This is a genomic window from Brevibacillus sp. HD3.3A, from assembly GCF_013284375.2.
GTDB lineage: Bacteria > Bacillota > Bacilli > Brevibacillales > Brevibacillaceae > Brevibacillus > Brevibacillus parabrevis.
Genome location: NZ_CP085874.1, coordinates 1,066,388 through 1,091,490 on the forward strand (window position 1 = coordinate 1,066,388; position 25,103 = coordinate 1,091,490).

The 25,103-nt window shown below is 48.8% G+C and carries 17 protein-coding genes and 3 CRISPR repeat arrays; of the genes, 11 read left to right on the forward strand and 6 right to left on the reverse strand.

Annotation, left to right across the window (positions count from 1 at the left end):
* Nucleotides 1–7: 7 nt before the first annotated feature.
* Complete coding sequence (locus HP435_RS05510; protein ID WP_173600075.1) at nucleotides 8–715, reverse strand: ferric reductase-like transmembrane domain-containing protein; 708 nt, start codon at nucleotides 713–715, stop codon at nucleotides 8–10.
* A gap of 166 nt (nucleotides 716–881) precedes the next feature.
* On the opposite strand from HP435_RS05510, the gene trmL reads away from it, so the two are divergent.
* The 3 genes from trmL to HP435_RS05525 all read left to right on the forward strand — a co-directional run bounded on the left by trmL (nucleotide 882) and on the right by HP435_RS05525 (nucleotide 2,852).
* Complete coding sequence (gene trmL / locus HP435_RS05515) at nucleotides 882–1,352, forward strand: tRNA (uridine(34)/cytosine(34)/5-carboxymethylaminomethyluridine(34)-2'-O)-methyltransferase TrmL (protein WP_122962673.1); 471 nt, start codon at nucleotides 882–884, stop codon at nucleotides 1,350–1,352.
* A gap of 71 nt (nucleotides 1,353–1,423) precedes the next feature.
* Nucleotides 1,424–2,152, forward strand: a complete 729-nt coding sequence (locus HP435_RS05520) for an HAD family hydrolase (protein ID WP_173600074.1) — start codon at nucleotides 1,424–1,426, stop codon at nucleotides 2,150–2,152.
* Nucleotides 2,153–2,303: 151 nt separating this feature from the next.
* Nucleotides 2,304–2,852, forward strand: a complete 549-nt coding sequence (locus HP435_RS05525) for a hypothetical protein (protein ID WP_173600073.1) — start codon at nucleotides 2,304–2,306, stop codon at nucleotides 2,850–2,852.
* A 272-nt stretch (nucleotides 2,853–3,124) separates the two neighbouring features.
* On the opposite strand, the gene HP435_RS05530 is transcribed toward HP435_RS05525, so the two are convergent.
* On the reverse strand, nucleotides 3,125–3,328 hold the full coding sequence (locus tag HP435_RS05530) for a hypothetical protein (RefSeq protein WP_122962676.1): 204 nt from the start codon (nucleotides 3,326–3,328) through the stop codon (nucleotides 3,125–3,127).
* A gap of 366 nt (nucleotides 3,329–3,694) precedes the next feature.
* On the opposite strand from HP435_RS05530, the gene HP435_RS05535 reads away from it, so the two are divergent.
* The 3 genes from HP435_RS05535 to HP435_RS05545 all read left to right on the forward strand — a co-directional run bounded on the left by HP435_RS05535 (nucleotide 3,695) and on the right by HP435_RS05545 (nucleotide 7,557).
* Nucleotides 3,695–5,593: a PrkA family serine protein kinase gene (locus HP435_RS05535; RefSeq protein WP_063229640.1), complete on the forward strand. Its 1,899-nt coding sequence runs from the start codon at nucleotides 3,695–3,697 to the stop codon at nucleotides 5,591–5,593.
* A 98-nt stretch (nucleotides 5,594–5,691) separates the two neighbouring features.
* A complete protein-coding gene (gene yhbH, locus HP435_RS05540) occupies nucleotides 5,692–6,849 on the forward strand; it encodes a sporulation protein YhbH (RefSeq protein ID WP_122962677.1) in 1,158 nt (385 codons plus the stop codon).
* A gap of 174 nt (nucleotides 6,850–7,023) precedes the next feature.
* Entirely contained in the window at nucleotides 7,024–7,557 is a 534-nt protein-coding gene (locus tag HP435_RS05545; RefSeq protein ID WP_173600072.1) for an NAD(P)H-dependent oxidoreductase, read from the forward strand.
* 484 nt (nucleotides 7,558–8,041) lie between these two features.
* A CRISPR array of direct repeats spans nucleotides 8,042–9,021; the repeat unit is 26 nt; unit sequence GTTCGAAAGCTTAGTGGAAAGCTTCG.
* Between the two features lie 254 nt (nucleotides 9,022–9,275).
* Here the strand turns inward: HP435_RS05545 and HP435_RS05550 are convergent.
* On the reverse strand, nucleotides 9,276–9,395 hold the full coding sequence (locus HP435_RS05550) for a putative holin-like toxin (RefSeq protein WP_229049831.1): 120 nt from the start codon (nucleotides 9,393–9,395) through the stop codon (nucleotides 9,276–9,278).
* A 563-nt stretch (nucleotides 9,396–9,958) separates the two neighbouring features.
* A CRISPR array of direct repeats spans nucleotides 9,959–11,232; the repeat unit is 36 nt; unit sequence GTTCGAAAGCTTAGTGGAAAGCTTCGAGGTTAGCAC.
* Between the two features lie 254 nt (nucleotides 11,233–11,486).
* Here HP435_RS05550 and cas12b point away from each other — a divergent pair.
* The 4 genes from cas12b (at nucleotide 11,487) to HP435_RS05570 (ending at nucleotide 19,699) form a co-directional block, all read left to right on the forward strand.
* Nucleotides 11,487–14,813: a type V CRISPR-associated protein Cas12b gene (gene cas12b / locus HP435_RS05555; RefSeq protein ID WP_173600071.1), complete on the forward strand. Its 3,327-nt coding sequence runs from the start codon at nucleotides 11,487–11,489 to the stop codon at nucleotides 14,811–14,813.
* Nucleotides 14,814–14,858: 45 nt separating this feature from the next.
* Nucleotides 14,859–16,505 carry a CRISPR-associated endonuclease Cas4g/Cas1g gene (gene cas1, locus HP435_RS05560; RefSeq protein WP_255679256.1) on the forward strand — a complete coding sequence of 549 codons (1,647 nt, stop codon included), beginning with the start codon at nucleotides 14,859–14,861 and terminating at the stop codon, nucleotides 16,503–16,505.
* A gap of 2 nt (nucleotides 16,506–16,507) precedes the next feature.
* Nucleotides 16,508–16,801 carry a CRISPR-associated endonuclease Cas2 gene (gene cas2 / locus HP435_RS05565; RefSeq protein WP_122962683.1) on the forward strand — a complete coding sequence of 98 codons (294 nt, stop codon included), beginning with the start codon at nucleotides 16,508–16,510 and terminating at the stop codon, nucleotides 16,799–16,801.
* Nucleotides 16,802–17,153: 352 nt separating this feature from the next.
* A CRISPR array of direct repeats spans nucleotides 17,154–18,428; the repeat unit is 36 nt; unit sequence GTTCGAAAGCTTAGTGGAAAGCTTCGGGATTAGCAC.
* 53 nt (nucleotides 18,429–18,481) lie between these two features.
* Nucleotides 18,482–19,699 carry an IS256 family transposase gene (locus HP435_RS05570; RefSeq protein WP_173600261.1) on the forward strand — a complete coding sequence of 406 codons (1,218 nt, stop codon included), beginning with the start codon at nucleotides 18,482–18,484 and terminating at the stop codon, nucleotides 19,697–19,699.
* A gap of 352 nt (nucleotides 19,700–20,051) precedes the next feature.
* On the opposite strand, the gene HP435_RS05575 is transcribed toward HP435_RS05570, so the two are convergent.
* Nucleotides 20,052–22,013 carry an AraC family transcriptional regulator gene (locus tag HP435_RS05575; RefSeq protein ID WP_173600156.1) on the reverse strand — a complete coding sequence of 654 codons (1,962 nt, stop codon included), beginning with the start codon at nucleotides 22,011–22,013 and terminating at the stop codon, nucleotides 20,052–20,054.
* A 432-nt stretch (nucleotides 22,014–22,445) separates the two neighbouring features.
* Here HP435_RS05575 and HP435_RS05580 point away from each other — a divergent pair, with 432 nt between their 5' ends.
* Complete coding sequence (locus tag HP435_RS05580; protein ID WP_173600155.1) at nucleotides 22,446–23,135, forward strand: response regulator; 690 nt, start codon at nucleotides 22,446–22,448, stop codon at nucleotides 23,133–23,135.
* Between the two features lie 190 nt (nucleotides 23,136–23,325).
* On the opposite strand, the gene HP435_RS05585 is transcribed toward HP435_RS05580, so the two are convergent.
* Entirely contained in the window at nucleotides 23,326–24,522 is a 1,197-nt protein-coding gene (locus HP435_RS05585; RefSeq protein WP_122962686.1) for an MFS transporter, read from the reverse strand.
* Nucleotides 24,523–24,583: 61 nt separating this feature from the next.
* On the reverse strand, nucleotides 24,584–25,039 hold the full coding sequence (locus HP435_RS05590) for a MarR family winged helix-turn-helix transcriptional regulator (RefSeq protein WP_173600154.1): 456 nt from the start codon (nucleotides 25,037–25,039) through the stop codon (nucleotides 24,584–24,586).
* Nucleotides 25,040–25,103: the final 64 nt, after the last annotated feature.

Sequence of the window (25,103 nt, forward strand, 5' to 3'; positions counted from 1 at the left end):
ACAAGCTTTAGCGTCGGCGTTTGCGCACAGTTTGCATAAAAGAAACGCTGCGGGCGAGCCAGATGATGGCGGCGAAGACGAGCAAGTCGGAGAAGCTATGCGGCTCTCCTTTGATGGATTGCACATAGATCAGGCTGTGGAACAACACGAGAAGAAACAGCCATGGATTGGACAGATGCAGCCTTTTCCAGGAGGAGCCGCCCAACCATTTTTCTGCGCGATTGGACGATGTACACAAGAGGGCCAGCAACAGGCCAAAAGCGATCGCCCCCAAATAGTTGGCGACACCGGAAAAGCTCCAGTTTGGCAGGGGCCACATGTCAGAATCGGGAGGTGTCAGCAGAAACAAGCCAAGCCATCCGCTTGCCTTGTCAGCCTGATTGCCCGTGACGATGAACAAATTTGGCTCGCCATCAAATAAGATGAGAACGAGGGCTACGTGCAAAAGTCCGGTCAGACCAGCCCAGATGCCGACATCTCTGCGAATGGACAAGCAAGCCGTTGTCAGGCGTCCAGGCAGCCACGATTTGATCGGGCCAATCAGCAAGCTAAGACCAATGAACACAAACGAGAGATAACCAGCGATCATGCTGCACGTCTCCATGGCGGGGAAAGCAGCGAAATTCGGCCACATCCAAGCCGAAGCGATCCCGACAAAGCAAAGGGCTGCTCCGTGCGTGGCGAGGTGAAGCTGCACACGATTGGTCTTGTTCATTTTCAAGCGACACTCCTTTTGCATGTAATGGATGGGTTCCAGGTTAGATGCAGGAGCCTCGCTGTTCGTTACAGGTGTCGGCCAAGTGGTCATGACGCTGACACTTTATGTATAATAGAAGAGGTTTGGATTACCCAGTTCGTCATATACAAGGAGTTTTGCCGATATGCCGTTACATATTGTTTTGCATGAGCCGCTCATTCCTGCCAACACGGGAAATATTGCCCGCTCTTGTGCAGCGACGGGCGCTCATTTGCATTTGATTCATCCGCTTGGTTTTTCGACGGAGGACCGTTACTTGAAGCGGGCCGGCCTCGACTACTGGCACGCGGTGAACATTCATCACCACGAAAGCTTTGAGCATTTTGCCGCCGCGCAGGGAGAGGGAGCCGGTACGTTTTACTTTGTGGAGACGTGGGGCGAGAAGCTGTATACGGACGTTACTTTTCGCGATGGCGACTACATTATTTTGGGCAAGGAAACGACCGGATTGCCGGAAGAGCTGACACAAAAATACCGGGAGCAAACGATTCGCATCCCGATGAGCGGAGCTACGCGTTCCGTCAACTTGTCCAACTGTGCGGCGATTGTTTTGTTTGAAGGCTTGCGGCAGATCGGTTTTCCGGGGCTTAGCTAGAGCCAGTTCATGGCAAAGCAGCTTTTCGCTCGTTGCCAAGGGCAGGTCTATGAAAAAGGGAGAGAACGCAAATGACTACGAATACGATCCTGTTTGATCTGGACGGTACGCTTCTGGAAATGCAGACCGAGCCGTTTGTCAAAAGCTATTTGGTGGAAGTGGGCAGGCACATTGGCGACAAGTACGATACCGAGAAGCTGCTCAAGCTGATTTGGGACGCGACGAAGGCGATGATTGTAAACCAGGATGCGGACAAGACGAACGAGCAAGTATTTATCGAGTATTTTACGGCGAACAGCGAGTGGGAGCGCGAGGAAGTTTGGCCGCTGTTCGATTCCTTTTACCGCGATGTGTTCCCGACACTGTCCCATCTGACTTATCCATCGCCGTGGGCCAAAAAAATTGTGGAGACAGCCAAAGCACAAGGTTACCGCGTCGCTGTCGCCACCAACCCGGTTTTTCCACGCGAAGCGATTTTCCATCGACTCGCCTGGATCGGAATGAGTGCAAACGATTTCGAGCTGGTGACGGTTTATGAAGAGTCTCATTTTACGAAGCCAAATCCAGGCTACTTCGCGGAGATTTGTCAAAAGCTCGGGGTACAGCCGACCGAGTGCATCATGATCGGCAACCATATGCAAGAAGACATGGTCGCGTCGACATTGGGCATGAAGACGTACCTGGTCACCAACTGGATGGAAGATCGCGGCGAACCGCAGTATCCGGTCGATCAGCGGGGGTCTTTGGAGGAGTTGTACCAGGCATTAACCGAGCGCACCGGAGTTTTTGCCCAAGCATAAAGACGCTGATGTCACGGTCAGCGATACGAAAAGCAGGCTGTCAGTCGCAAAAGCGGGACAAGCCTGCTTTTTCACATACTTTTCCCAAACACGTGCGGTAGGCTAGTCTATGTACCGATCATGCTTTGCCCATCAAAAGGAGGAAGTAAACGTGAAAAAATTCGTCTCGTCGATTGCTATGGCAGCATTGTTATTCAGCGGAGTTTCAGTCGTGAGTGCACAGGATAAACCAGCAGATACAACCGTTACGTACAGCAAGGAAGAAAAAGCGCAGCATCGCCTGGAAAAATGGCAAGCGTTGGCGACCAAGCTGGGCATTGCGGTGGAAGGAAAAACGGTGGAAGAATTGAAAACGGCTGTCGAGGCTGCGAAAGCGGCGAAAAAAGCTGAAAATCAGGAAAAGTGGGCAGAAAAGGCTGCCAAGTGGAGTGTGGAGACGGCAGGAAAAACTACCAAAGAAGTAAAAGCTGCTGTCCAAGAAGCAAAAGCAGCGAAGCAAGCAGAAAAAGCGGCGAAAAAAGCAGCCAAAGAAGCGAAAAAACAGGAGCAGCTCGCCAAGCTGACCGAAAAAGCAGCGAAGTGGGGCGTCGATCCTGCGGATAAGACGGCAAAACAAATCAAGGAAGAGATCGCTGCGAAAAAGGCAGAAAAAGCAGCGGAGAAGGCACAAAAGAAAGCGGACAAAAAGCCGCAGGCATAGGATGCGAAATACAATGAAAAAAGCAGGTTGCCGATTACAGGCAGCCTGCTTTTTTTCGCCTGGGAGCAACGTGCTGAAAACAGCAAATGGCTCGTTAGCTTGTCCTTACAGATTCCAGGTTTTGTCCTCGTTGTAGCCCGCTGTCAAGATGAAGAGCAGAAAAGCTGCGAAGACCAACGCTACGATAAACGTACCCATGTTGGACAGCTCCTTTCGTAAACAAACTACTCCCATTATAGCGTAGCCTGCCCACTTTGCAAACGGATTAACGATCAGGTAAGAGACAGCTTCCGGCGCTCGCTCGCAAGCTTCAGGAAAGCGCCCAAAGCAATCGGAACGCTGAGGATTTCACCTGTGTCCAGTTGCATCCCGTACACCCATTGGTACATCACGACAGCGAGGATGATCAATGTTGCGATTCCAGTCAAGTACAGTCCTTTTGTAATTTGAACAGCATGATCTTTTTGTGTGTGCATGTGTGTGGCCTCCATGGTTGTTCTATCAATAAAGTTTTTGTGTATGATTTCGGATCGATGAGTTTATTGTACAAAACAGACTAGCTTACAAACTATTGATTTAGCTTACAAAGCAATCAATCGTACCTTACATTTCCGTAATATTCCATGCGGTCAAAATGAATTTGCCTTCGTGCAAAATTTTTGTGGCAAGATTGCCGAAACTTGTGCTCATGTCTCGCATACACATATGAAAAGGCTTGATGAGCCTGTTGGCAACTGAAGAAAACGGGTTCCGCGCGAATGCGTGACCGCAGGCAGACATATACATGAGAGTACATTGTCGTTATGGAAGAGAGAGGGGCTTATGAGGGAGGAGTGTCGAACATGGACATTTTAAAACGGATCGCTGAGCACCGGGCCCGAGAAGAAAACCTGATGTGGAGAGGGACTTTCGCCGAGTATTTGCAGCTGGTACGCAAAAATCCGCAAATTGCCCAGACGGCTCATTCACGCGTCTACAACATGATTAAAAGTGCTGGTGTCGAAGAAAATGAGGATGGCACACGTTCGTACCAATTTTTCAGCCGGGAAATTTTCGGCCTGGATCGCTCCATTGAGCGGCTGGTCGAGGAATATTTCCATTCGGCGGCGCGTCGTCTGGATGTACGCAAGCGCATCTTGCTCTTGATGGGCCCTGTCAGCGGCGGTAAATCCACACTCGTTACGATGCTCAAGCGGGGGCTGGAGGAGTATTCCCGAACAGAGGCAGGCGCTATTTACGCGCTTGACGGCTGCCCGATGCAGGAAGAGCCGTTGCATCTGGTCCCGCATGAGCTGCGCCCGGAAGTAGAGGAAGAACTGGGCATCAAAATCGAAGGCGAGCTTACGCCGTACAACCGCATGAGGCTGGAAAGCGAATACGGCGGACGCATCGAAGACTTCCCGGTTTGCCGCATTCTTTTCTCGGAAGCGAATCGCGTCGGGATTGGTACATTCAGCCCCTCCGATCCCAAATCGCAGGATATTGCCGATTTGACAGGCAGCATCGACTTTTCCACGATCACCAAATACGGCTCCGAGTCCGATCCTCGCGCCTATCGCTTTGACGGGGAGCTGAACAAGGCCAACCGCGGTCTGATGGAGTTTCAGGAAATGCTCAAATGCGACGAGAAATTCCTCTGGCATTTGCTGTCGCTGACGCAGGAAGGAAACTTCAAGGCTGGGCGTTTTGCCTTGATATCTGCGGATGAGCTGATCGTGGCCCACACGAATGAATCCGAGTACAAAGCGTTTATTGCCAACAAGAAAAACGAAGCTTTGCAATCGAGGATTATCGTCATGCCGATGCCGTATAACTTGCGGGTCAGCGACGAAGAAAAAATTTATTCGAAATTAATCAAGCAATCGGATCTCGGACATGTGCATATTGCGCCGCATGCGCTGCGGTCAGCTGCTATTTTCTCTATTCTTACTCGTTTGAAGGAATCGAAAAAGCAAGGAGCCGATTTGCTGAAAAAAATGCGCCTGTACGATGGCGAATCGGTGGAGGGCTTCAAGGGTGCCGATCTGGAGGAGCTGCGAAACGAGCACGCGGACGAAGGCATGGCTGGCATCGACCCGCGCTATGTCATCAATCGCATCTCCAGTGCGCTGATTCGCCGCGATACGGAGTGCATCAATGCGCTGGATATTCTCCGCGCCCTGAAGGAAGGCTTTGACCAGCATCCGTCGATTACGAAGGAGCAGCGGGAGCGCTATATGAACTTCATCTCCAGCGCCCGCAAGGAATACGACGAGCTGGCGAAAAAAGAAGTGCAAAAAGCGTTTGTCTACAGCTACGAGGAGTCTGCGAAAACGCTCATGGACAATTACCTCGACAACGTCGAAGCGTATTGCAATATGAACAAAATTCGTGACCCCGTCACTGGCGAGGAGATGGACCCAGATGAGCGCCTGATGCGTTCGATCGAGGAGCAGATCGGCATCTCGGAAAATGCCAAGCGGGCATTCCGTGAAGAAATCCTCATTCGCATCTCGGCCTACGCGCGCAAAGGGAAGCGTTTTGACTACAGCACGCACGACCGTCTGCGCGAAGCGATCGAGAAGAAGCTGTTCGCTGATCTCAAAGACGTCGTCAAGATCACGACGTCGAACAAAACGCCGGATGAGCATCAATTGAAAAAGATCAACGAGGTGACAAAGCGCCTCATCGAAGAGCACAGCTATTGCCCGGTTTGCGCCAACGAGCTGCTCCGTTACGTGGGAAGCTTGCTGAACAGGTAATTGCTTGAAGCCCGAACAGCCTGCCAAAGCACACTCACGCTTTTTATCCAGCACGTCATATTCGGCGCAGACTGCGCCAGTTGCTAGGAGGAGACGGCATGGAAGATGCACCATCGTTCATTGTCTCCCGGGAAGACTGGTCGCTGCACCGCAAAGGGTACCAGGACCAAAATCGACACCAGGAAAAAGTGAAAGAAGCGATCAAAAAAAACCTGCCCGATCTCGTAAGCGAAGAAAACATCATCATGTCAAACGGTCGGGAAGTTATCAAGATCCCTATTCGCTCCCTGGATGAATACCGATTGCGATTCAACTTCCAAAAGGGAAAGCATGGCGGTCAAGGCAAAGGAAACAGCAAGGTTGGAGATGTCGTTGCCAAAGACGGCGATCAGGCGCAAGGTCCGGGAAAAGGCCAAGGGGCTGGGGATCAGCCGGGAGTGGATTACTACGAAGCTGAAATCAGCGTCGAGGAATTGCAGGAAATGCTTTTCGCCGAGCTTGAGCTGCCGAATTTGCAGCGCAAAGACGAGGACCAGATTGTCATTGAGGAGACGCGTTTCAACGATGTCCGGAAAAAAGGGTTGATGGGCAACATCGACAAAAAGCGGACCCTGATCGCAGCGATCCGCCGCAACGCCCTCGCCGGCTACAGCGATCTGGAGCTGGGCATCAACGAGGACGACCTGCGCTTCAAAACGTGGGAAGAGATCATCAAGCCGCACTCGAACGCCGTCATCATTGCCATGATGGATACTTCGGGCAGTATGGGCGTCTTCGAAAAGTACATTGCGCGCAGCTTCTTCTTCTGGATGGTACGGTTTTTGCGCACGAAGTACGAAAAAGTGGAGATCGTCTTCATCGCGCACCATACCGATGCAAAAGAAGTGACTGAGGATACTTTTTTCTCAAAAGGAGAGAGCGGGGGAACGATTTGTTCCTCCGCCTACAAAAAAGCGCTGGAGATCATCGACAGCCGCTATCCGTCTTCGCAGTACAACATTTACCCGTTCCACTTTTCCGATGGCGACAACCTGACGTCCGACAACGAGCGTTGCGTAAAGCTGGTGAAAGAGCTTATGGACAGATGCAACATGTTCGGATATGGCGAGGTTAATCAGTATAATAGGCATTCCACACTCATGTCAGCGTATCGCCACATCAAGGAGCCGAAGTTCTTGCATTGTGTAATTCGGGAAAAGGGTGAGGTTTACAAGGCGCTCAGGACGTTTTTTGGGAAGAAGGAAGCGATGACTTGAGAGTAGGCTAGAAGAGATGATGGAAAGCCGACAGTATCCTGTGAGGGGATGCGGTCGGCTTTTTGCGTGAAATGGCTTATTATATTGGGTGCTTACGGTTTGTTAGTTTACAACTAAAGTGAAGTTTGTTATTTTATATATCTATCAAAAGTATAATAAAAAGGAGCATGCTCTGTGAAAACATTAGTCATTGTAGCCCATCCTCATCTGGATCAATCGAAAGTGAACAAAGCCTGGGTGGAAAGACTGAAGCAGGAAGCGAGCATCACGGTTCACGATTTGTATGCGGCTTACCCTACTTTCGAGATCGATGTGCAAAAAGAACAACAGCTCATGATGGAGCATGACCGGGTTGTCTTTCAGTTCCCGTTCTACTGGTACAGCACGCCAGCCATTTTGAAGCAATGGCAGGATGCTGTTTTGACTTATGGCTGGGCTTATGGCGCAGAAGGAAACAAGCTGCACAACAAAGAGTTCTTGCTGGCAATTTCTGCGGGCGGGCCGGAGCAAGCCTACGCACGTGATGGCTATAACTTTTTCACAATCGAAGAGCTGACGACACCACTGCATGCGATGGCAAACTTGACGGGAATGAAGTATTTGGCTCCGTTCCGCTTCCATGGCGCGGGTCAAGCATCGGAGGAACAGATCAAGCATAGCGCGGGGGAGTATGTAAAGCATATTTTGAATCCTGCTTTGGCGAAGTAAGGACACGCTAATGGTGTACAATACCTCTTAGTGGAAAAGGGGATGCGGCGGTTTGGCGGAAGGATGCAGGGAAGATGGGATCAAAATTTTGACCGCGCTTTTCCCCGATGCGAGAAAATGGCTGATGCTAGGAGTTTACCAGTGCGGTAGTAGTTGAACTGTATTTGGAAAATATGTAAAATGAATGTATCGGTCGCATGCTAAAGGCGACAGGCCGATTTCCGTGCGTGTGCAAATGTAGACCCTCCACAAGTCTACTCCCACGGATAATCTCGACTTTCCACTAAGCTTTCGAAAACAACGATGCGAGCATCCTCTCAGCCCAAAAAGCTCCGGGGATGCTCGCATACGTTGGGAGAGTAAGCGCCAAGTCAGTTTGAACGACTGGAGTCTCCGTGAAATCAGGCAGAATACAACCGAGAAAATGGGCTGCTCGAAAGAGAGTGTGGGAACGCTTGCGGTTGTAGGGATTGGTAAGACAGGAGTTCGAAAGCTTAGTGGAAAGCTTCGAGGTTAGCACAACAAAGCACACGATTTGTTAAATATCTGGAGGAATGCTGTTCGAAAGCTTAGTGGAAAGCTTCGAGGTTAGCACATGTATCCCCATTTGCCTATATTGTTAGGCCGCAGTTCGAAAGCTTAGTGGAAAGCTTCGAGGTTAGCACCTGGATAACGTCTTGGAATTTCTCCTGGCGTTGCTGCTGTTCGAAAGCTTAGTGGAAAGCTTCGAGGTTAGCACGAAAGATGGCACGCAGAGCGTATGGCAAACCGTTAAAAAGTTCGAAAGCTTAGTGGAAAGCTTCGAGGTTAGCACTGGCTCCCTGGATCATTTATTTGTTCCGAAAATCAGTTCGAAAGCTTAGTGGAAAGCTTCGAGGTTAGCACGCATGGTGGCGGGCTCCTTTCTTTTCTTCTTCTTCGAGTTCGAAAGCTTAGTGGAAAGCTTCGAGGTTAGCACTACCTCCTAGGATTAAGAGCTTTCAATTTGCTTATCAATTGTTCGAAAGCTTAGTGGAAAGCTTCGAGGTTAGCACAAAGGTGTGTCGATGACTTACCATATTTCAAGCCAAGTTCGAAAGCTTAGTGGAAAGCTTCGAGGTTAGCACTGGCATAATAGTTGTTCCATCGCCGCTTAATCATCGTTCGAAAGCTTAGTGGAGAGCTTCGGGGTTAGCACATAGCTTACAACTGTTTGATACTTACCGGATGGTTCGGTTCGAAAGCTTAGTGGAAAGCTTCGGGGTTAGCACCGAGAAAGGTACAAAGAACAAACTGAACGAGTTCCGTTCGAAAGCTTAGTGGAAAGCTTCGAGATTAGCACTTAGCGGAATAGAAGATGAGGTAAATGAGTTCGAATCGTTCGAAAGCTTAGTGGAAAGCTTTGGGATTAGCACCCTGCTGCCGAATGCCGTGTGAGTGGATGTACAGCAGTTGAGCAGTTCGAAAGCTTAGTGGAGAGCTTTTGGGATAGCACGTGAACCAGGAGATTATAAAGACATGTGGGGTCGCTTATTTATTTACGCCGACATGTCAAACGTGTTATGATGGAAGCAAGATAGGTTACACTTTCAACATGAAGTGTTTAATGTTTAACCAAAAGTGGACAAAATAAAAACCGACAGGGTGTTCCCGCACTCTGCCGGTAGTACAATAGACGTTCCCTCAAGGGGACGGCTCAGCTTAATAGTCGATCAGAATGACCGCCTTGGACGCCAATCTCAAGGGCGGTCATTTCTTTTGGTCAGGGCAACAACGATTGTTACAACGAGACTCAACAGCCCAACGATAAAGCCGCCGAACTGGAGCATAAGTGTAAGCATTTCGTGAGTAATTGCCACGTTCCCACCTCCCCTCGCTTCCGACATGGGAGATGAGCCGACCACCCTTGAGAGCCGTGTCTAATGTACTTGCCCATATTTTACTATGAGATTTCGGGTAAAGCCATTTTTATCTTGCAGGATCTTCTACGATCTTCCATGATCTTGTAAAATCACGATCCAATCTGTTTCAGACGATTATTTTTCTAACAAACTCCAGGGGTTCATATGGGGGGCGTGACATCATCATAGTTGAACTGTATTTGGAAAATATGTAAAATGAATGTATCGGTCGCATGCTAAAGGCAACAGACCGATTTCCGTGCGTGTGCAAATGTAGACCCTCCACAAGTCTACTCCCACGGATAATCTCGACTTTCCACTAAGCTTTCGAAAACAACGATGCGAGCATCCTCTCAGCCCAAAAAGCTCCGGGGATGCTCGCATACGTTGGGAGAGTAAGCGCAAAGCCAGTTTGGACGACCGGAGTCTCCGTGAAATCAGGCAGAATACAACCGAGAAAATGGGCTGCTCGAAAGAGAGTGCGGGAACGCTTGCGGTTGTAGGGATTGGTAAGACAGGAGGTTCGAAAGCTTAGTGGAAAGCTTCGAGGTTAGCACGCTTTGGAAAATCTATTATCAACTCAATCGACGTGGTTCGAAAGCTTAGTGGAAAGCTTCGAGGTTAGCACGCGGGGGTCGCCTTTTGGTTCGCCATGTTCGTTTGCCGTTCGAAAGCTTAGTGGAAAGCTTCGAGGTTAGCACCAAATAAGCGATAACGCGACCAAGGGTATGTGAAGAGTTCGAAAGCTTAGTGGAAAGCTTCGAGGTTAGCACCCGTACAGATCTTTGCAGACTCGCCCGGAACGATGATGGTGGTTCGAAAGCTTAGTGGAAAGCTTCGAGGTTAGCACCATAGAAAACATTGTTGCTGATGAGGATGAAACTTTTGGTTCGAAAGCTTAGTGGAAAGCTTCGAGGTTAGCACCATAACGATAATGGCGATACAATTCCACACCAGCTTGGTTCGAAAGCTTAGTGGAAAGCTTCGAGGTTAGCACGCGTCGGACGTAGCACTTCCGTTTGCCCATTTCTTTCCCGTTCGAAAGCTTAGTGGAAAGCTTCGAGGTTAGCACTCTGCATTTGTTAATTCTATTCTGTGCTCGATCTTGGTTCGAAAGCTTAGTGGAAAGCTTCGAGGTTAGCACTATGGAAAAACGAAATAGGGTGATTGCGTGTTTCAAGGTTCGAAAGCTTAGTGGAAAGCTTCGAGGTTAGCACAAAACATCATTCAGCACACTACACAGAAGTAGCCCGGTTCGAAAGCTTAGTGGAAAGCTTCGAGGTTAGCACAGGATACCGGGCGTTTCGGTGACACTCTTGCTCGCGGTTCGAAAGCTTAGTGGAAAGCTTCGAGGTTAGCACAACCCTCAAACTTTCGTGTACTGCTTCCTCTGCCTTTTTCGTTCGAAAGCTTAGTGGAAAGCTTCGAGGTTAGCACTCGTTCATCCTCTCTCGTTTGAAACGTGTTTTTCATTGTTCGAAAGCTTAGTGGAAAGCTTCGAGGTTAGCACTCCGCAAATACAAAAGAAGGTCGGTAAACAACGTCGGTTCGAAAGCTTAGTGGAAAGCTTCGAGGTTAGCACACTGGGCATCCCCTTCGTTGCACAAAATATCATTCATGTTCGAAAGCTTAGTGGAAAGCTTCGAGGTTAGCACTTGTAGAATAAACACTCACCTCGATCTGGTGTGTGTTCGAAAGCTTAGTGGAAAGCTTCGAGGTTAGCACTGGTCGAAGGTCGACGATCCGGCTAACAAACGACGTTCGAAAGCTCAGTAGAAAGCTTCAAGATTAGCACCACGGGGATGGATGAAGCCAGCACCAAACGGCCAGTCCATTCGAAAATTTTGAAACAAGCACGTGCATATCTAAATACATCTTGCGGCTCTTCGAATCCCCAGTAGAAAACTTCACGGTTCATCAGAACACAAGCCAATTCATCTAGAAACAGTGGAATTGGCTTTTTCCTATTACCCCAAAATATGAAAATGATTTACAATAAATAAAAATCATGCCCAACTCTTTTCAAAATCAAACCGGGAGGCACCAGCCATGGCAATCCGCAGTATAAAACTAAAGCTCAAAACCCGCACAGGCCCGGAAGCCCAAAACCTCCGAAAAGGAATATGGCGAACGCATCGGCTGTTAAACGAAGGCGTCGCTTATTATATGAAAATGCTCTTGCTCTTTCGTCAGGAGAGCACTGGCGGACAGACAAAAAAAGAACTGCAAGAAGAGCTGGTTCGTCATATTCGCGAACAGCAACAAAAAAATCGTGCAGATAAAAATACACAAGCGCTCCCATTGGACAAGGCGCTCGAAGCTCTGCGGCAACTATATGAACTGCTTGTTCCCTCCTCGATTGGGCAAAGTGGCGACGCCCAGATCATTAGCCGAAAATTCCTCAGCCCGCTAGTCGATCCGAACAGCGAAGGCGGCAAAGGTACCTCAAAGGCAGGCGCAAAGCCGACCTGGCAGAAGAAAAAAGAAGCCAACGACCCGACCTGGGAGCAGGATTATGAAAAGTGGAAAAAAAGACGCGAAGAAGATCCGACCGCTTCCGTGATTACCACCTTGGAAGAATACGGAATCAGGCCGATTTTTCCACTGTACACAAACACCGTAGCAGACATCGCATGGCTACCGCTTCAGTCCAATCAGTTTGTGCGCACTTGGGACAGGGACATGCTGCAACAGGCGATTGAAAGACTGCTCAGTTGGGAGAGCTGGAACAAGCGCGTTCAGGAGGAATATTCCAAGCTGCAAGAAAAAATGACCCAATTGAACGAGCAGTTGGAAGGTGGCCAGGAATGGATCAGCTTGCTGGAGCAATACGAAGAACAACGGGAGCAAGAGCTAATAGAAAACATGACCGCTGCCAATGACAAGTATCGGATTACCAAACGGCAAATGAAAGGTTGGAACGAACTGTACGAGCAATGGTCGACAGTTCTCCCCAATGCCAGTCACGAGCAATACAGAGAGGCGCTCAAACGTGTGCAGCAGCGGCTGAGGGGGCGATTTGGCGATGCCCATTTCTTTCAGTACCTGATGAAAGAGGAGCACCACCTGATCTGGAAAGGGAATCCGCAGCGCATCCATTATTTTGTTGCACGCAATGAGCTGAAGAAGCGTTTGGAAGAAGCCAAGCAAAACGCTACTATGACACTGCCCGATGCCAGGAAGCATCCACTGTGGGTGCGATTCGACGCTCGCGGAGGAAATTTGCAAGATTATTATTTGACGGCGGAAGCAGACAACCCCAGAAGCAGGCGTTTTGTGACGTTTAGTCAACTGATCTGGCCAAACGAATCCGGATGGATGGAAAAGCAGGACGTCGAGGTCGAGCTGGCTTTGTCCAGGCAGTTTTACCAACAGGTGACGTTGCAGAAAAACGACAAAGGCAAGCAAGAAATCGAGTTTAAGGATAAGGGTTCAGGATCGACGTTTAGCGGACATTTGGGGGGAGCAAAGCTACAGCTGGAAAGAGGCGATTTAGAAAAGGAAGAAAAAGACTTCGAGGGTGGGGAGATTGGCAGTGTCTATCTCAACATTGTCATCGATTTCGAACCTTTGCAAGAAGTGAAAAATGGCCGTTTGCAGTCGCCATATGGACAAGTGTTGCAACTCGTTCGCCGTCCCAATGAGTTTCCAAAGGTCACTACTTACAAGTCAGAGGAGCTTGTTGAATGGATGAAGGCTTCGCAGAACCACTCGTCCGGGGTGGAATCGCTGGAATCCGGGTTCCGTGTGATGAGTATAGACCTTGGGCTGCGAACTGCTGCGGCAACTTCCATTTTTTCTGTAGAAGAGAGCAACGATGCAAATGCGGCTGGTTTTTCCTATTGGATTGAAGGAACCCCGCTCGTTGCTGTCCATAAGCGGAGCTATATGTTGAAACTGCCTGGTGAGCAGGTAGAAAAACAGGTGAGGGAAAAACGGGACGAGAGGCAGGATCAGCAGAGACGAGTGAGGTTTCAGATCAGAATATTGTCCCAAGTCATACGCATGGCGAAGAAACAGAACAGAGAACGAGCGGATGAGCTTGATCATTTGAGTCAAGCGCTTGAGAAGCAAAAGTCGCTGCTCGATCAAACAGACCGGACTTTTTGGAACGGAATCGTCTGCGACCTGACAGATGCTTTACGTGAGAAGGAAGGCGGCTGGGAGCAAGCGGTGGTACAAATACACCGCAAAGCAGAGGAGCATGTAGGAAAAGTCGTTCAGGCATGGCGCAAACGCTTTGATGCTGACGAGCGAAAAGGCATCGCAGGTCTGAGCATGTGGAGCATAGAAGAATTGGACAGTCTGCGCAAGCTGTTGATTTCTTGGAGCCGCAGGACGAGAAATCCGCAGGAAATCAACCGCTTTGAACAAGGACATACCAGCCACCAGCGCCTGTTGACGCATATCCAAAATGTAAAAGAGGATCGGTTGAAGCAGTTAAGTCACGCCATCGTCATGACTGCTTTGGGATATGTATACGACGAAAAGAAATTGGAGTGGTTCGCCAAGTATCCGGCTTGTCAGGTCATCCTGTTTGAAAACCTGAGTCAGTACCGTTCTCACATGGATCGTTCGACAAAAGAAAATTCCACCTTGATGAAATGGGCACATCGCAGCATTCCCAAATACGTTCATATGCAGGCGGAGCCATACGGGATTCAGATTGGCGATGTCCGGGCGGAATATTCCTCTCGTTTTCACGCCAAGACAGGAACGCCGGGCATTCGGTGCAAAATGGTGAGTGGCCATGATTTACAGGGCAGACGCTTTGAGAACTTACAGAAAAGATTAATCAGCGAGCAGTTTTTGACGGAAGAGCAAGTGAAACAGTTAAGACCTGGCGACATTGTTCCGGATGACAGTGGAGAATGGTTCGTGACCTTGACAAACGGAAGCGGAGACAAAGAGGTAGTATTACTCCAGGCAGATATCAATGCGGCGCAGAATCTGCAAAAGCGTTTTTGGCAGCGATACAATGAGCTGTTCAAGGTAAGCTGCCGTGTTCTCATCCGAGGCGAGGAAGAGTATCTCATTCCCAAGGCCAAATCGGTGCAAGCGAAGCTGGGAAAAGGTCTTTTTGTGAAAAAAACGGATACAGTCATGAAAGACGTATACGTTTGGGATAGCCAGGCCAAGCTGAAAGGTAAAACAACCTTTACAGAAGAGTCTGAGTCGCCCGAACAACTGGAAGACTTCCAGGAAATCATCGAGGAAGCGGAAGAGGCGAAAGGCACATACCGTACATTGTTCCGCGATCCTAGCGGAGTCTTTTTTCCTGAATTTGTATGGAATACCCAAAAAGATTTTTGGAGTGAGGTAAAAAGACGTCTGTACGGAAAATTGCGGGAGAGGTTTTTGATGAAGACTCGGTAAAGGTGTTCAAGGAGAGTGTGTGGCTTGTCCTGGATACCTGTACGCATGTTAAATGAAATTCAGTATTGTGAGCGACTTTACCATATCATGCATGTGCAAGGACTGTTTGAAGAAAGTGCAGACACGATCGAAGGAGCTGCACAGCACAGGCGTGCGGAGACAAATTTGCGCAAAAACAAAATGGCTCCCGAAGAGTTGTGGGGAGAGGCACCATCCAGTCTGAATCTAGGCGATCCGGTGCTCGGCATTACCGGAAAGCTGGATGCAGTATGCGTCGAACAAGGCAACCAGTGGATTCCTGTTGAAGGCAAGCACTCGTCGGCACCAGATGGCGGGCATACGTTCTCTGTAGGTGAATATGAATTGGATGGCTCTGCCTGGCCCAATGACCAGATTCAATTATGTGCCCAAGGCTTGTTGCTGCGCTCAAATGGCTATGAATCGGACTATGGCTATTTGTACTATCGTGGGAACAAAAAGAAAGTGCAGATTGAATTTTCCCAGGACTTGATCAGCGTTACCCGACGTTTTATTGAAAAGGCGCAAGCACTTAAAGATGCAGACATGCCGCCGCCCTTGCAAGATTCGAAAAAATGCTTCCGCTGCTCGCTAAACTACGTTTGCATGCCTGATGAGACGAATTACTTGACAGGGGTCAGTGCAAATATCAGAAAAATTGTTCCCAGTCGTCCAGACGGTGGAATGTTGTATGTTGCAGAGCCAGGGGCTACGTTGGGAAGGTCCGGCGAGTGTCTGACGATTACGTTAAAAGGGGAAAAGCTTGACGAAATCCCGATCAAGGATTTGGTACACGTGAGCTTGATGGGAAACGTCCAGTGTTCCACGCAACTTCTACACACCTTAATGAATTGTGGCATCCATGTCAGTTATTTGACGACACATGGTACATTAGCTGGAATTACTTCTCCGCCGCTCACCAAAAATATTCGGACGAGGGTCAAACAGTTCGGTGCTTTTCAAGAGCCGCCAGTTGCACTTGCACTTACCAGGCGAGTGATCTACGCCAAGATTTCCAATCAACGAACCATGTTAAGGCGAAACGGCAGTCCGGAAAAATCAGTTTTAAAAGAATTGAAAGAGCTGCGGGAGCGGGTGCTTGGCGCCGAATCGCTTGACATGGCGAGAGGAATTGAAGGACGAGCGGCGCAGTTGTATATGCAGTCTTTTCCCACGATGCTTGCGGAGCCAATGGTTGATGGCATCGCCATGATGAATGGACGCAATCGGCGTCCGCCGAAAGACCCGGTTAACGCTCTTTTGTCGCTAGGCTATACATTGCTCTCAAGAGATGTCTATACGGCTTGTGTCAATGTAGGACTCGATCCGCTGTTTGGTTTTTTCCATGCAATGGAAGCGGGGAGGCCAGCTTTGGCGCTTGATCTGATGGAACCGTATCGGGCATTGATCGCTGATAGCGTAGCGATTCGCGCCTTGAATACAAAAGAACTCACTCCGGATGATTTTTACTGGGGAAAAGATAGCTGTTACTTGAAAAAGGGCGGTCGCCAGAAATATTTTTCCGCTTACGAAAGACGGCTAAATGAAGCAATGACACATCCACAGTTCGGTTACAAGTTAAGCTATCGGAGGATGCTTGAGCTGGAAGCAAGATTTTTGGCCAGATACCTTGATGGCGAGTTGGCTGAATATACGCCGCTCATGACGAGGTAAAAATGAGACATTTTGTACTGGTGAGCTACGATATTTCGGATCAGAAGCGATGGCGAAAGGTTTTCAAGTTGATGAAAGGACAGGGGGAACATGTGCAATATTCCGTGTTCTTATGTCAGTTGACAGAGATTCAGCAAGTCAAATTGAAGGTCAGTCTGGCTGAGCTGATTCATCATGCAGAAGATCAGGTCATGTTTGTAAAAATCGGCCCGGTGACCAAGGACCAATTGGATAAGCGAATTGCCACGGTCGGAAGAGAGTTCCTCCCGCGAGACTTAACTAAATTTATCTACTAGGAAAGTGGATGTGTGTTGTTGAGGCAAGGCGAAAACAGTACAATGATGATAGTCGACGGTTAGAGGCCGTATGTCGATTTGCTTTAATTTCGTGCGTGTGCATTGTCGTCCTCCATTACAGGGCGGCTACCACGAATAGTCACGAAGTTCCACTGAGTATGTGCGCTTGATTTTCGAGCATCCCCGCAGCTCAAAAATCACTGGAGATGCTCGAAATCCTTGTGAGAGTAGGCTTTTTTGAACGATTGTGCATTGGAAATGAGTGCATAGACGGGGAAAGGGATACTGAAATTCCTGGCGCTCGAAAAAGCCCTGCTCAAGCCTTGGTGTTGTAGGTTTCGGCAAGGAAGGAGTTCGAAAGCTTAGTGGAAAGCTTCGGGATTAGCACAGTCCATTATGGGGGTAACTGTGGAATTGATGCCAACGTTCGAAAGCTTAGTGGAAAGCTTCGGGATTAGCACAATCAATCCCCTAGCTGATCTCATCAACGCGCTCACCGTTCGAAAGCTTAGTGGAAAGCTTCGGGATTAGCACGGAAGTGAAGTTTTTTTGTTTGAATATGCTCATGTTCGAGTTCGAAAGCTTAGTGGAAAGCTTCGGGATTAGCACTCTTTATTATGCCTGGAGCGAGGAGAAGAAGGAAGAGTTCGAAAGCTTAGTGGAAAGCTTCGGGATTAGCACCTCCTGGCCCGCCCACTATCTCTACGACTTGCTCATGTTCGAAAGCTTAGTGGAAAGCTTCGGGATTAGCACGTTCAAGGTCGCCTTTTAGATCTTCCGGTAATGGAGTGGTTCGAAAGCTTAGTGGAAAGCTTCGGGATTAGCACATTAGGCTATTCGCGAAGTAGATGGCCAAGTAGACAAGTTCGAAAGCTTAGTGGAAAGCTTCGGGATTAGCACGGGAATGAAAAAGCAGCAAGCCAAAACTTCTATTTTGTTCGAAAGCTTAGTGGAAAGCTTCGGGATTAGCACCAGGGAGGGTAACCCCCTCCCGAAAGGAGAATAACCCGTTCGAAAGCTTAGTGGAAAGCTTCGGGATTAGCACAACTCGGTCGCCATGATGTTGTTTTCTCAACCTCTCCGTTCGAAAGCTTAGTGGAAAGCTTCGGGATTAGCACCAATACCAAAATAAAAAATACGAAGTCTGGGTGTGGATAGTTCGAAAGCTTAGTGGAAAGCTTCGGGATTAGCACTCGACGTTATTACAAAACATTGATCCGAACAACGAAGTTCGAAAGCTTAGTGGAAAGCTTCGGGATTAGCACATTTCATCTGCACCCGGAACGTTTTTCGGCACCTTGTTCGAAAGCTTAGTGGAAAGCTTCGGGATTAGCACACACGACAGCCGGTAACCATGACCTACCAAGCTACAGTTCGAAAGCTTAGTGGAAAGCTTCGGGATTAGCACGATCGGAACCTTGCCCAAAAAGGCTATTGCTGGCTTAGGTTCGAAAGCTTAGTGGAAAGCTTCGGGATTAGCACGGGATTTGAGCCTGTGTTGCTGCTCGTAGTTGCATTGGTTCGAAAGCTTAGTGGAAGGCTTCGGGATTAGCACGGATGTCCTGGTATATGGCATAGCAATGACTATGAAGTTCGAAAGCCTAGTGGAAAGCTTCAAAATCGAGAGCGTAAAAAGTTTTGTGTAAATGGTTAAACTTCCCATTAAGGAGATGATCATTTATGCAAGACAAGAGAGACATGACCATCAAGGAGTTAGCGAAGGATTGCCGAACCATCGAGGACGTGCACATCATGCTAAAAGATTTGTTCCGTGACACCATCCAGCAGTTGTTTGAAGCAGAAATGGATGACCATTTGGGCTATGCCAAACATAGTGCCGATGGTGATCATTCAGGAAATAGTCGGAATGGGTATAGCAAAAAGACGCTGAAAACAAAGTTCGGCAATACAGAAATTCGTGTCCCCCGTGATCGCAACGGCGAATTTGAACCTCACATTGTGAAGAAGCATGAAACAACCACAAATGGCTTGGAGGAGCAAATCATCGCACTCTACGCCAAAGGTATGTCTACTCGCGATATTGAAGAACACATGAAGGATCTGTATGGGATCGACGTGTCTCCTACGATGGTCAGTAAAGTAACCGACAAGATTATGCCGATGGTGGCAGAATGGCAATGTAGACCACTTGATCGAGTCTATCCGATCGTGTTTCTTGATGCCATTCACTTCAAAGTTCGGCAAGAGAATCGTATCGTTAACAAAGCAGCATACAGCGTTCTTGGCATTACTATGTCTGGTCATAAGGACATTTTGGGCATTTGGATCGGCGAGCACGAAAGTGCAAGCTTCTGGCTCAATGTGTGTACAGAGCTGAAAAGCCGTGGTGTAGAAGACATTCTCATCGCCTGCAAGGACGGTCTTTCAGGGTTTTCTGAGGCGATCCATGCTGCTTTTCCGAAAACCCAAATTCAACTGTGCGTCATCCACCAGATTCGTAACTCTATGAAATATGTTCCGTTCAAAGAAGAAAAGTTAGTCTTGGCAGATTTAAAGAAAGTCTATCAAGCCCTTACGTTAGAAGAAGCTGAGACTGCTTTTTCTACGTTCAAAGACAAGTGGGGAAAGAAGTACCCCATCATTATTCGCTCCTGGGAAAACAACTGGCTCGAACTGACCGCCTATTTCAGCTATCCCCCAGAGATACGCAAGATGATTTATACGACGAATATCATCGAGGGCTATCATCGGCAACTCCGTAAGGTCACAAAGACAAAAACGGCTTATCCATCCGACGATGCTCTACGGAAAATCATCTATCTGGCTACCGTTGAGGCATCGAAGAAATGGACTATGCCGCTTCGGAGTTGGAAAGAATGTATATCGCAACTTGCCATCCATTTTGGAGATCGATTGCAAGGGGAACTGTCCGCATAATCAACTGTTGAGTCGGCTTGACATGGAGCCTCTGCGGGCATGATTTCTTGCGATTGGGCGATGCCAGTAAAATATGCATCGCATGGCAAGCGAGCCTATCATGCCCGCCACTCCATGTAAAGCCGTTGACGTAACTGTCCACCCGTTAAAAACCCATTTACACAAAAAAATTTACATTCCCTCAAAATCAGCACAATATCACCGTTCCATTGACGTTATACTCGTTTTTGCCAGTCGAAAACTCAGTAAAAAATTCAATCCCCGCATAACAAACAATGCCCCTACTCAACGTTAGGGGCATCTTTCTGTTCTTCAAGCCTACGGCAAAACTCCGAAGTCTCCAACACCACCACTATCCCCGCTTAACACTAGCCCTTTCCCTCTCCTCCATCATATCGGCAATATCCTCTAGTTGCCCCATCACAGAAATCGGATCAGAGAAATAGAAGCGGTAACCGTCAATTTCGTACAGATGGTTTTGTTTGACGGCATCCAAGGTGTTCCAGATTGGATCATTCGCGTAATCAAATGACTCGGCTTTGGCATCGACAGCCATGAAAATATAATCGCTGGCGTATTTTCCAATGACTTCGCTGGAAATTTGCAGCCAGCCGACTTTCGGGTCGATGTCGCGTTTTACATTTTCGTTCATTGGCAGACCCAGCTCGCCATGGATTGTTCGTCCGGTAAAGGCGTTGCCGTAAAGGATAAGCGTTTTAACAGCGCCGCCGTCAAAAACAGTAACGGTCTTGTCTTTTCCTACAATGTGGTCAATACGCTTCTTGGTTGATTCGACTTGTTTGTCCAAGTCTTGCACCAATGAGTCCGCTTTGGCTTCTTTGTTCAGCATAATGCCCAACTGCTTCAGCTCGTCACGGAGATCGGAGGCTTTGGGGAACATGATCGTCGGCGCAATTTTGGAATAAGCTTCATACTTCTTGGCATCCCCCGTTATGATGAGATCCGGTTTCAGCTCCAGGATTGCCTCCAGACTGTCGCCGACATCTACTATGTCTGCAATTTGATCCTCCAGATATGGGTTTTTCATAAAGATACCGTTTGACCCGACAGGCTTAATATCTAGCGCGAGCAAATACCCCAGGTAGAAATCCGTTACGACCCGCTCCGGATGGGCTGGGATTTCCACATCGCCCATCGATGTGGAGACGATGCGGGTTGCAGGCTTGGTATTGTTCTCTGCTGTTGCAGCGGGTTGTGAAGCTGCCGTTGCGCTGCCGCCTTTGTTGCCAGTTGCCGACTCGGTCGGATTGCTGCCGCATGCGCCGAGCAGCAGACCAAATGCTAACAATAAGCTGGCGGGCACCATCATTTTGTTTATAAACATGTGACTTGACCCTCCGTCGTTATTTTGATAATAATTATCATTATCAAAATAACATGTCCCATCTGGAGCAACAATGTGATTTCTTCCTGCTGCGGATGTAAGATTTTCATTTGCAGCAAGCTGTTTTCGCAGCAGGCTGGGAGGCAAACCGAAATGTTTTTTGAAAGCATGGCTGAAATAGTACACATCCTGATAACCGACTGCCGTAGCAACCGTCTTTAGCGATATAGCGGTTTCTGCCAGCAGTTTGCGAGCTTTTTCCATCCGCAAGCGGATCAGGCAATCAATCTGGCCGCGGTTCAATACTTGCTTGAAGCGATTGGACAAATGCCCCTGGCTGCAATTCAACGCGGAAGCCAACGATTCGAGCGTCAATGGCTCGGCGTAATGGTCCAGCATGTATTCGAGAGCTTCTGTCACCAGTTCGACCGGGCTCGTCGTCCGGGGCGCAGGCGATTGTGAGTGGTATTGCTTCACGACCTGATAAATCCATTGATAAAATTGCGCTTTTAGTTGAAACTGTGCCATCGCATGCTGTTGGCGCGACAAGTCATGCATCTGTTCCAAGATGTCATACAACAGAGTCGGCTGGGCAGGAGTGAAGGAATAGGGCATGTGGAATGAATGCTTACGAGAATGTACAGGCGCTTCGAATTTGGCAGGAGCAGCACGGCTAACACTAGCTTCGTACAGCACCAGGCTGAAGTCCAGGCCATCTTTGCCAGCGTTCAGTTCAACCCAGCTTTTGGCGGCTGCATGAAACACCTGCATGCCATGTGCGGAGTAAATCTGGTTGTCGAAAAGCATCAGGGCGCTTCCTATGCTTGTGCAGAGAAAGCCGTTTGAGGGAAAAGAGAATGAAAAGGCTTTGGCGCCTGCCGCCAGTGTATGCCTTTGGATCGAAACCATTTGAATATCGGCATGTTGCCATAGTTGAATATGTTCATCCTGGTGCAAATCAAGAGGCAAGGGTTGTCACCTCATTTATAAACGGATTTATTGCGTGCCCATTATACAATTAGTTGGTTTCGCGGCGCAAAGAGAAATTGGGACGCGTCCTTTGAAAAGGGTGAGGAAAGCTAGTAGAGGTCGGCACATCGGATCAGAGCAGGAGCGAGGGCGACAAAAAACAGCGGAGCACACGCAATCCCCCTTTTTCGGTTTGGCCCTGCACGTAGCGGCATCAACCGGGACAGGTGCATCAGCAAGGGCACATTCAGGCAAATTCGCGAGAGGCATGAAGCTGTTGTTGGCTTTTATGTGAAGCTGCTGTTCGCTCTTTGTGAACTTTTTGCCATGGAATTGTCATCGCTTCTTAACGAAATATGACCCGATTGGGGCATTTCGGAGCAGTTCCGACAGGAGTAGGATTAAGAAAAAGCGGAGTGTGGTGAAACTAACATGACAGAGATGATTACGGTATTGATTGCAGACCACAACCGGGAGGCAAGAGAGCAGTTGCGGCGACTGCTTCAGTTGGATAGCGGGTTTCAGGTCGTGGCTGAAACCGATACGGCTGCGGAAGCGGCAGTGCTGGCCAACAAGTTTGCGCCAAAAGCAGTGCTGATTGATTTGAATTTGCAGGATCAGGATGAATGGCAGGCGATTGCGCGAATCAAGGAACAAAATCCTGGCAGCAAAGTTATCGTCCAGTCCGATTCGACGGATGTGCAATGCTTTTTTGAAGCGTTGAAATACGGTGCCCAAGGGTACTTGCTGAAGACGTTGCATCCCGCATCGCGGCACGAATATTTGCGCTCTGTGCTGATAGATGATGCGCCGATGCCGCGTGAGCTGGGTTATCATATTTTGCAGGAATTTATGGCAGACAAGCCGTGCCACTTCAACCGCCCTGGCTTGAATCCGACGGAGATGGCGCTGCTCGGCTGCCTGTGCAAAGGGTATAAAAACAGTGAGATTGCGGAAGAGTTGCTGCTTTCCGAGAACGAGGTCAGGAAGCAGTTCAAGGAGCTTTTGTTCAAGCTGCGGTTGAAAAATCGGACGCAGCTTGTTCGGTATGCTTACGAAAGAGGACTCTTTACGCCAAGCCTCCGACCGGGGAGACGAAAAAAGCAGGGGGCGAAGGAGTAGCGCCTGTAGCAGCGAGTGGGAGATCAGTTCTCAGCGAAAAGAAAAAACACCGCTGGAAACGAGCGGTGCCGTGTCTAGAAACAAGCAGTTCCATGTCCAGTAGTAACAAAGCGACAGCATGTTAAAACCAAGCCGTGCAATAACCGAGATAGCCCGACATCCGCTCGCTTCCGCAGCTGCGCAAGTGTTTTTACCCGTGCGCTGGCGCTCGCAGCTTGTTTTTCCAATAAACAAACAGCGCAAAGGCAGCGCAGAGCACGACAGCGGCGAACATGTACGGGAAGTTGATGTTCCAGTCGAACAAAATGCCACCGACTGCGGGACCAACAATAATTCCGAGGCTTGTATAGGTGGAGTTCATCCCGGCGACAAAGCCCTGGTCCTCGTCGGCCATCTTCGAAAGCAGCGTGGTTACAGCAGGGCGCAGCAAGTCGCAGGCAAAAAACACGATGCTGCTGACGACCATGATTCCCCAATAGCTGTTGATGAAGACCGTCGCAAAAATAAACAGCGCGGCTGTCACGAGCGTCGTTTGAATCATGTTTTTCTCGCCAAACTTGTCCACCAGCTTCTCAAAGAAAGCGATCTGGGCAACTACGCCGAAAACGGAGCCGACGGTAATGATGACGGCGATATCTTTGGCAGTGAAGCCGAATTTGGCATCAACAAACAGGCTGAACATCATCTCGTATGCGGCAAGGCCGAAAGAGAGCACAAACACAATCAACAGGGGCACAAAATAGATCGAGCGGAACGATTTTTTGATCTCACCGATGAAGCTGACGCTCACTTTTTGCGCTTTATTTTTTGCCATTTGTTCTTTCGTCAGCGACTCTTCCAGGACAAACAGCGAGATAACGGCGGCGATGCCGGCAAATCCGGCTGCGAAAAAGAATGGAGCGCGTATCCCCAGCTCTGCGATGAATCCGCCCAGTCCGGGACCGATGATGAAACCGCCGCTGATGGCGGCAGCCTGATAGCCCAGCACGCGAGCGCGGTCTTCCAGCGAAGTGCGATCGGCAATGTAAGAGATGACAGCTGGCATAATGAAAGCGTCGCTGATTCCGCCTAAAACTCGCGACAAAAACAAAATCCAGACCTGGTTGCCCAATCCGAACATAAGCTCCGAGAATGCGAACAAGAACAGGCCGAAGACAATCATTTTCTTTCTGCCAAACGTATCGACCCAGACGCCCGTAATCGGCGAGGCGAGAAGCTGGGCGAAGGCAAAGGCGGAAATCAAGTAGCCCACGACTTCTCCGCTCAGGTTCAACTCATGGGCAAAGGACGGCATGACCGGAACGACCAGGCCAATTCCGACGTACGCAATAAATAAATTAAACAAGACTAAACCTAAAGACCAGTTTTGGTTGTTGTTCCTTTTCATGGTTTTCCCCACTAACTCTCCAATGAATTTACAATCCGCTCACAGCCGCGGCTGCTTGCTTTTACCGGCTTTCTGTATCTGCTGATTCTTTTATGGCCCGGTTGACCTTTTTGATCGTTTCCAGCATTTGTTCGAGCACGCTCATGTCGATTTGGGAAAAGTATTGTTTCACAAACGCTTCGTCTGCTTCATCCATCAACTCCGCGTATGTTTGCCCCGCTTCTCCCAGCAGGATAAACGACTCCCGGCGATCTTCCGGATTGCTTTCCCGCCTGATAAACGTCCTGGATTCCAGATGAGACAACACTTGGCTGACTGCGCTTTTCGTAATGGAGAAAAAGGCGGCGATCTCGTTGACGGTCACCCGTTCATTGCGAATGATGTACTGCAACAAGTTTTCCTGCTGAAGCGTCAACTGAAACTCATCCAGCTTTTTTGCGACTTTATTGTAGTACATGTAATATTCGTAAAAGGCATCGTTCAACTCATGGACGATTTTTCGATATTCGGCAAGCATGGATTTCCTCCTCGTGAACAATAGTATTTGCGCGAAGTCTGAACAAAATGAGCCGGGAAAAGGC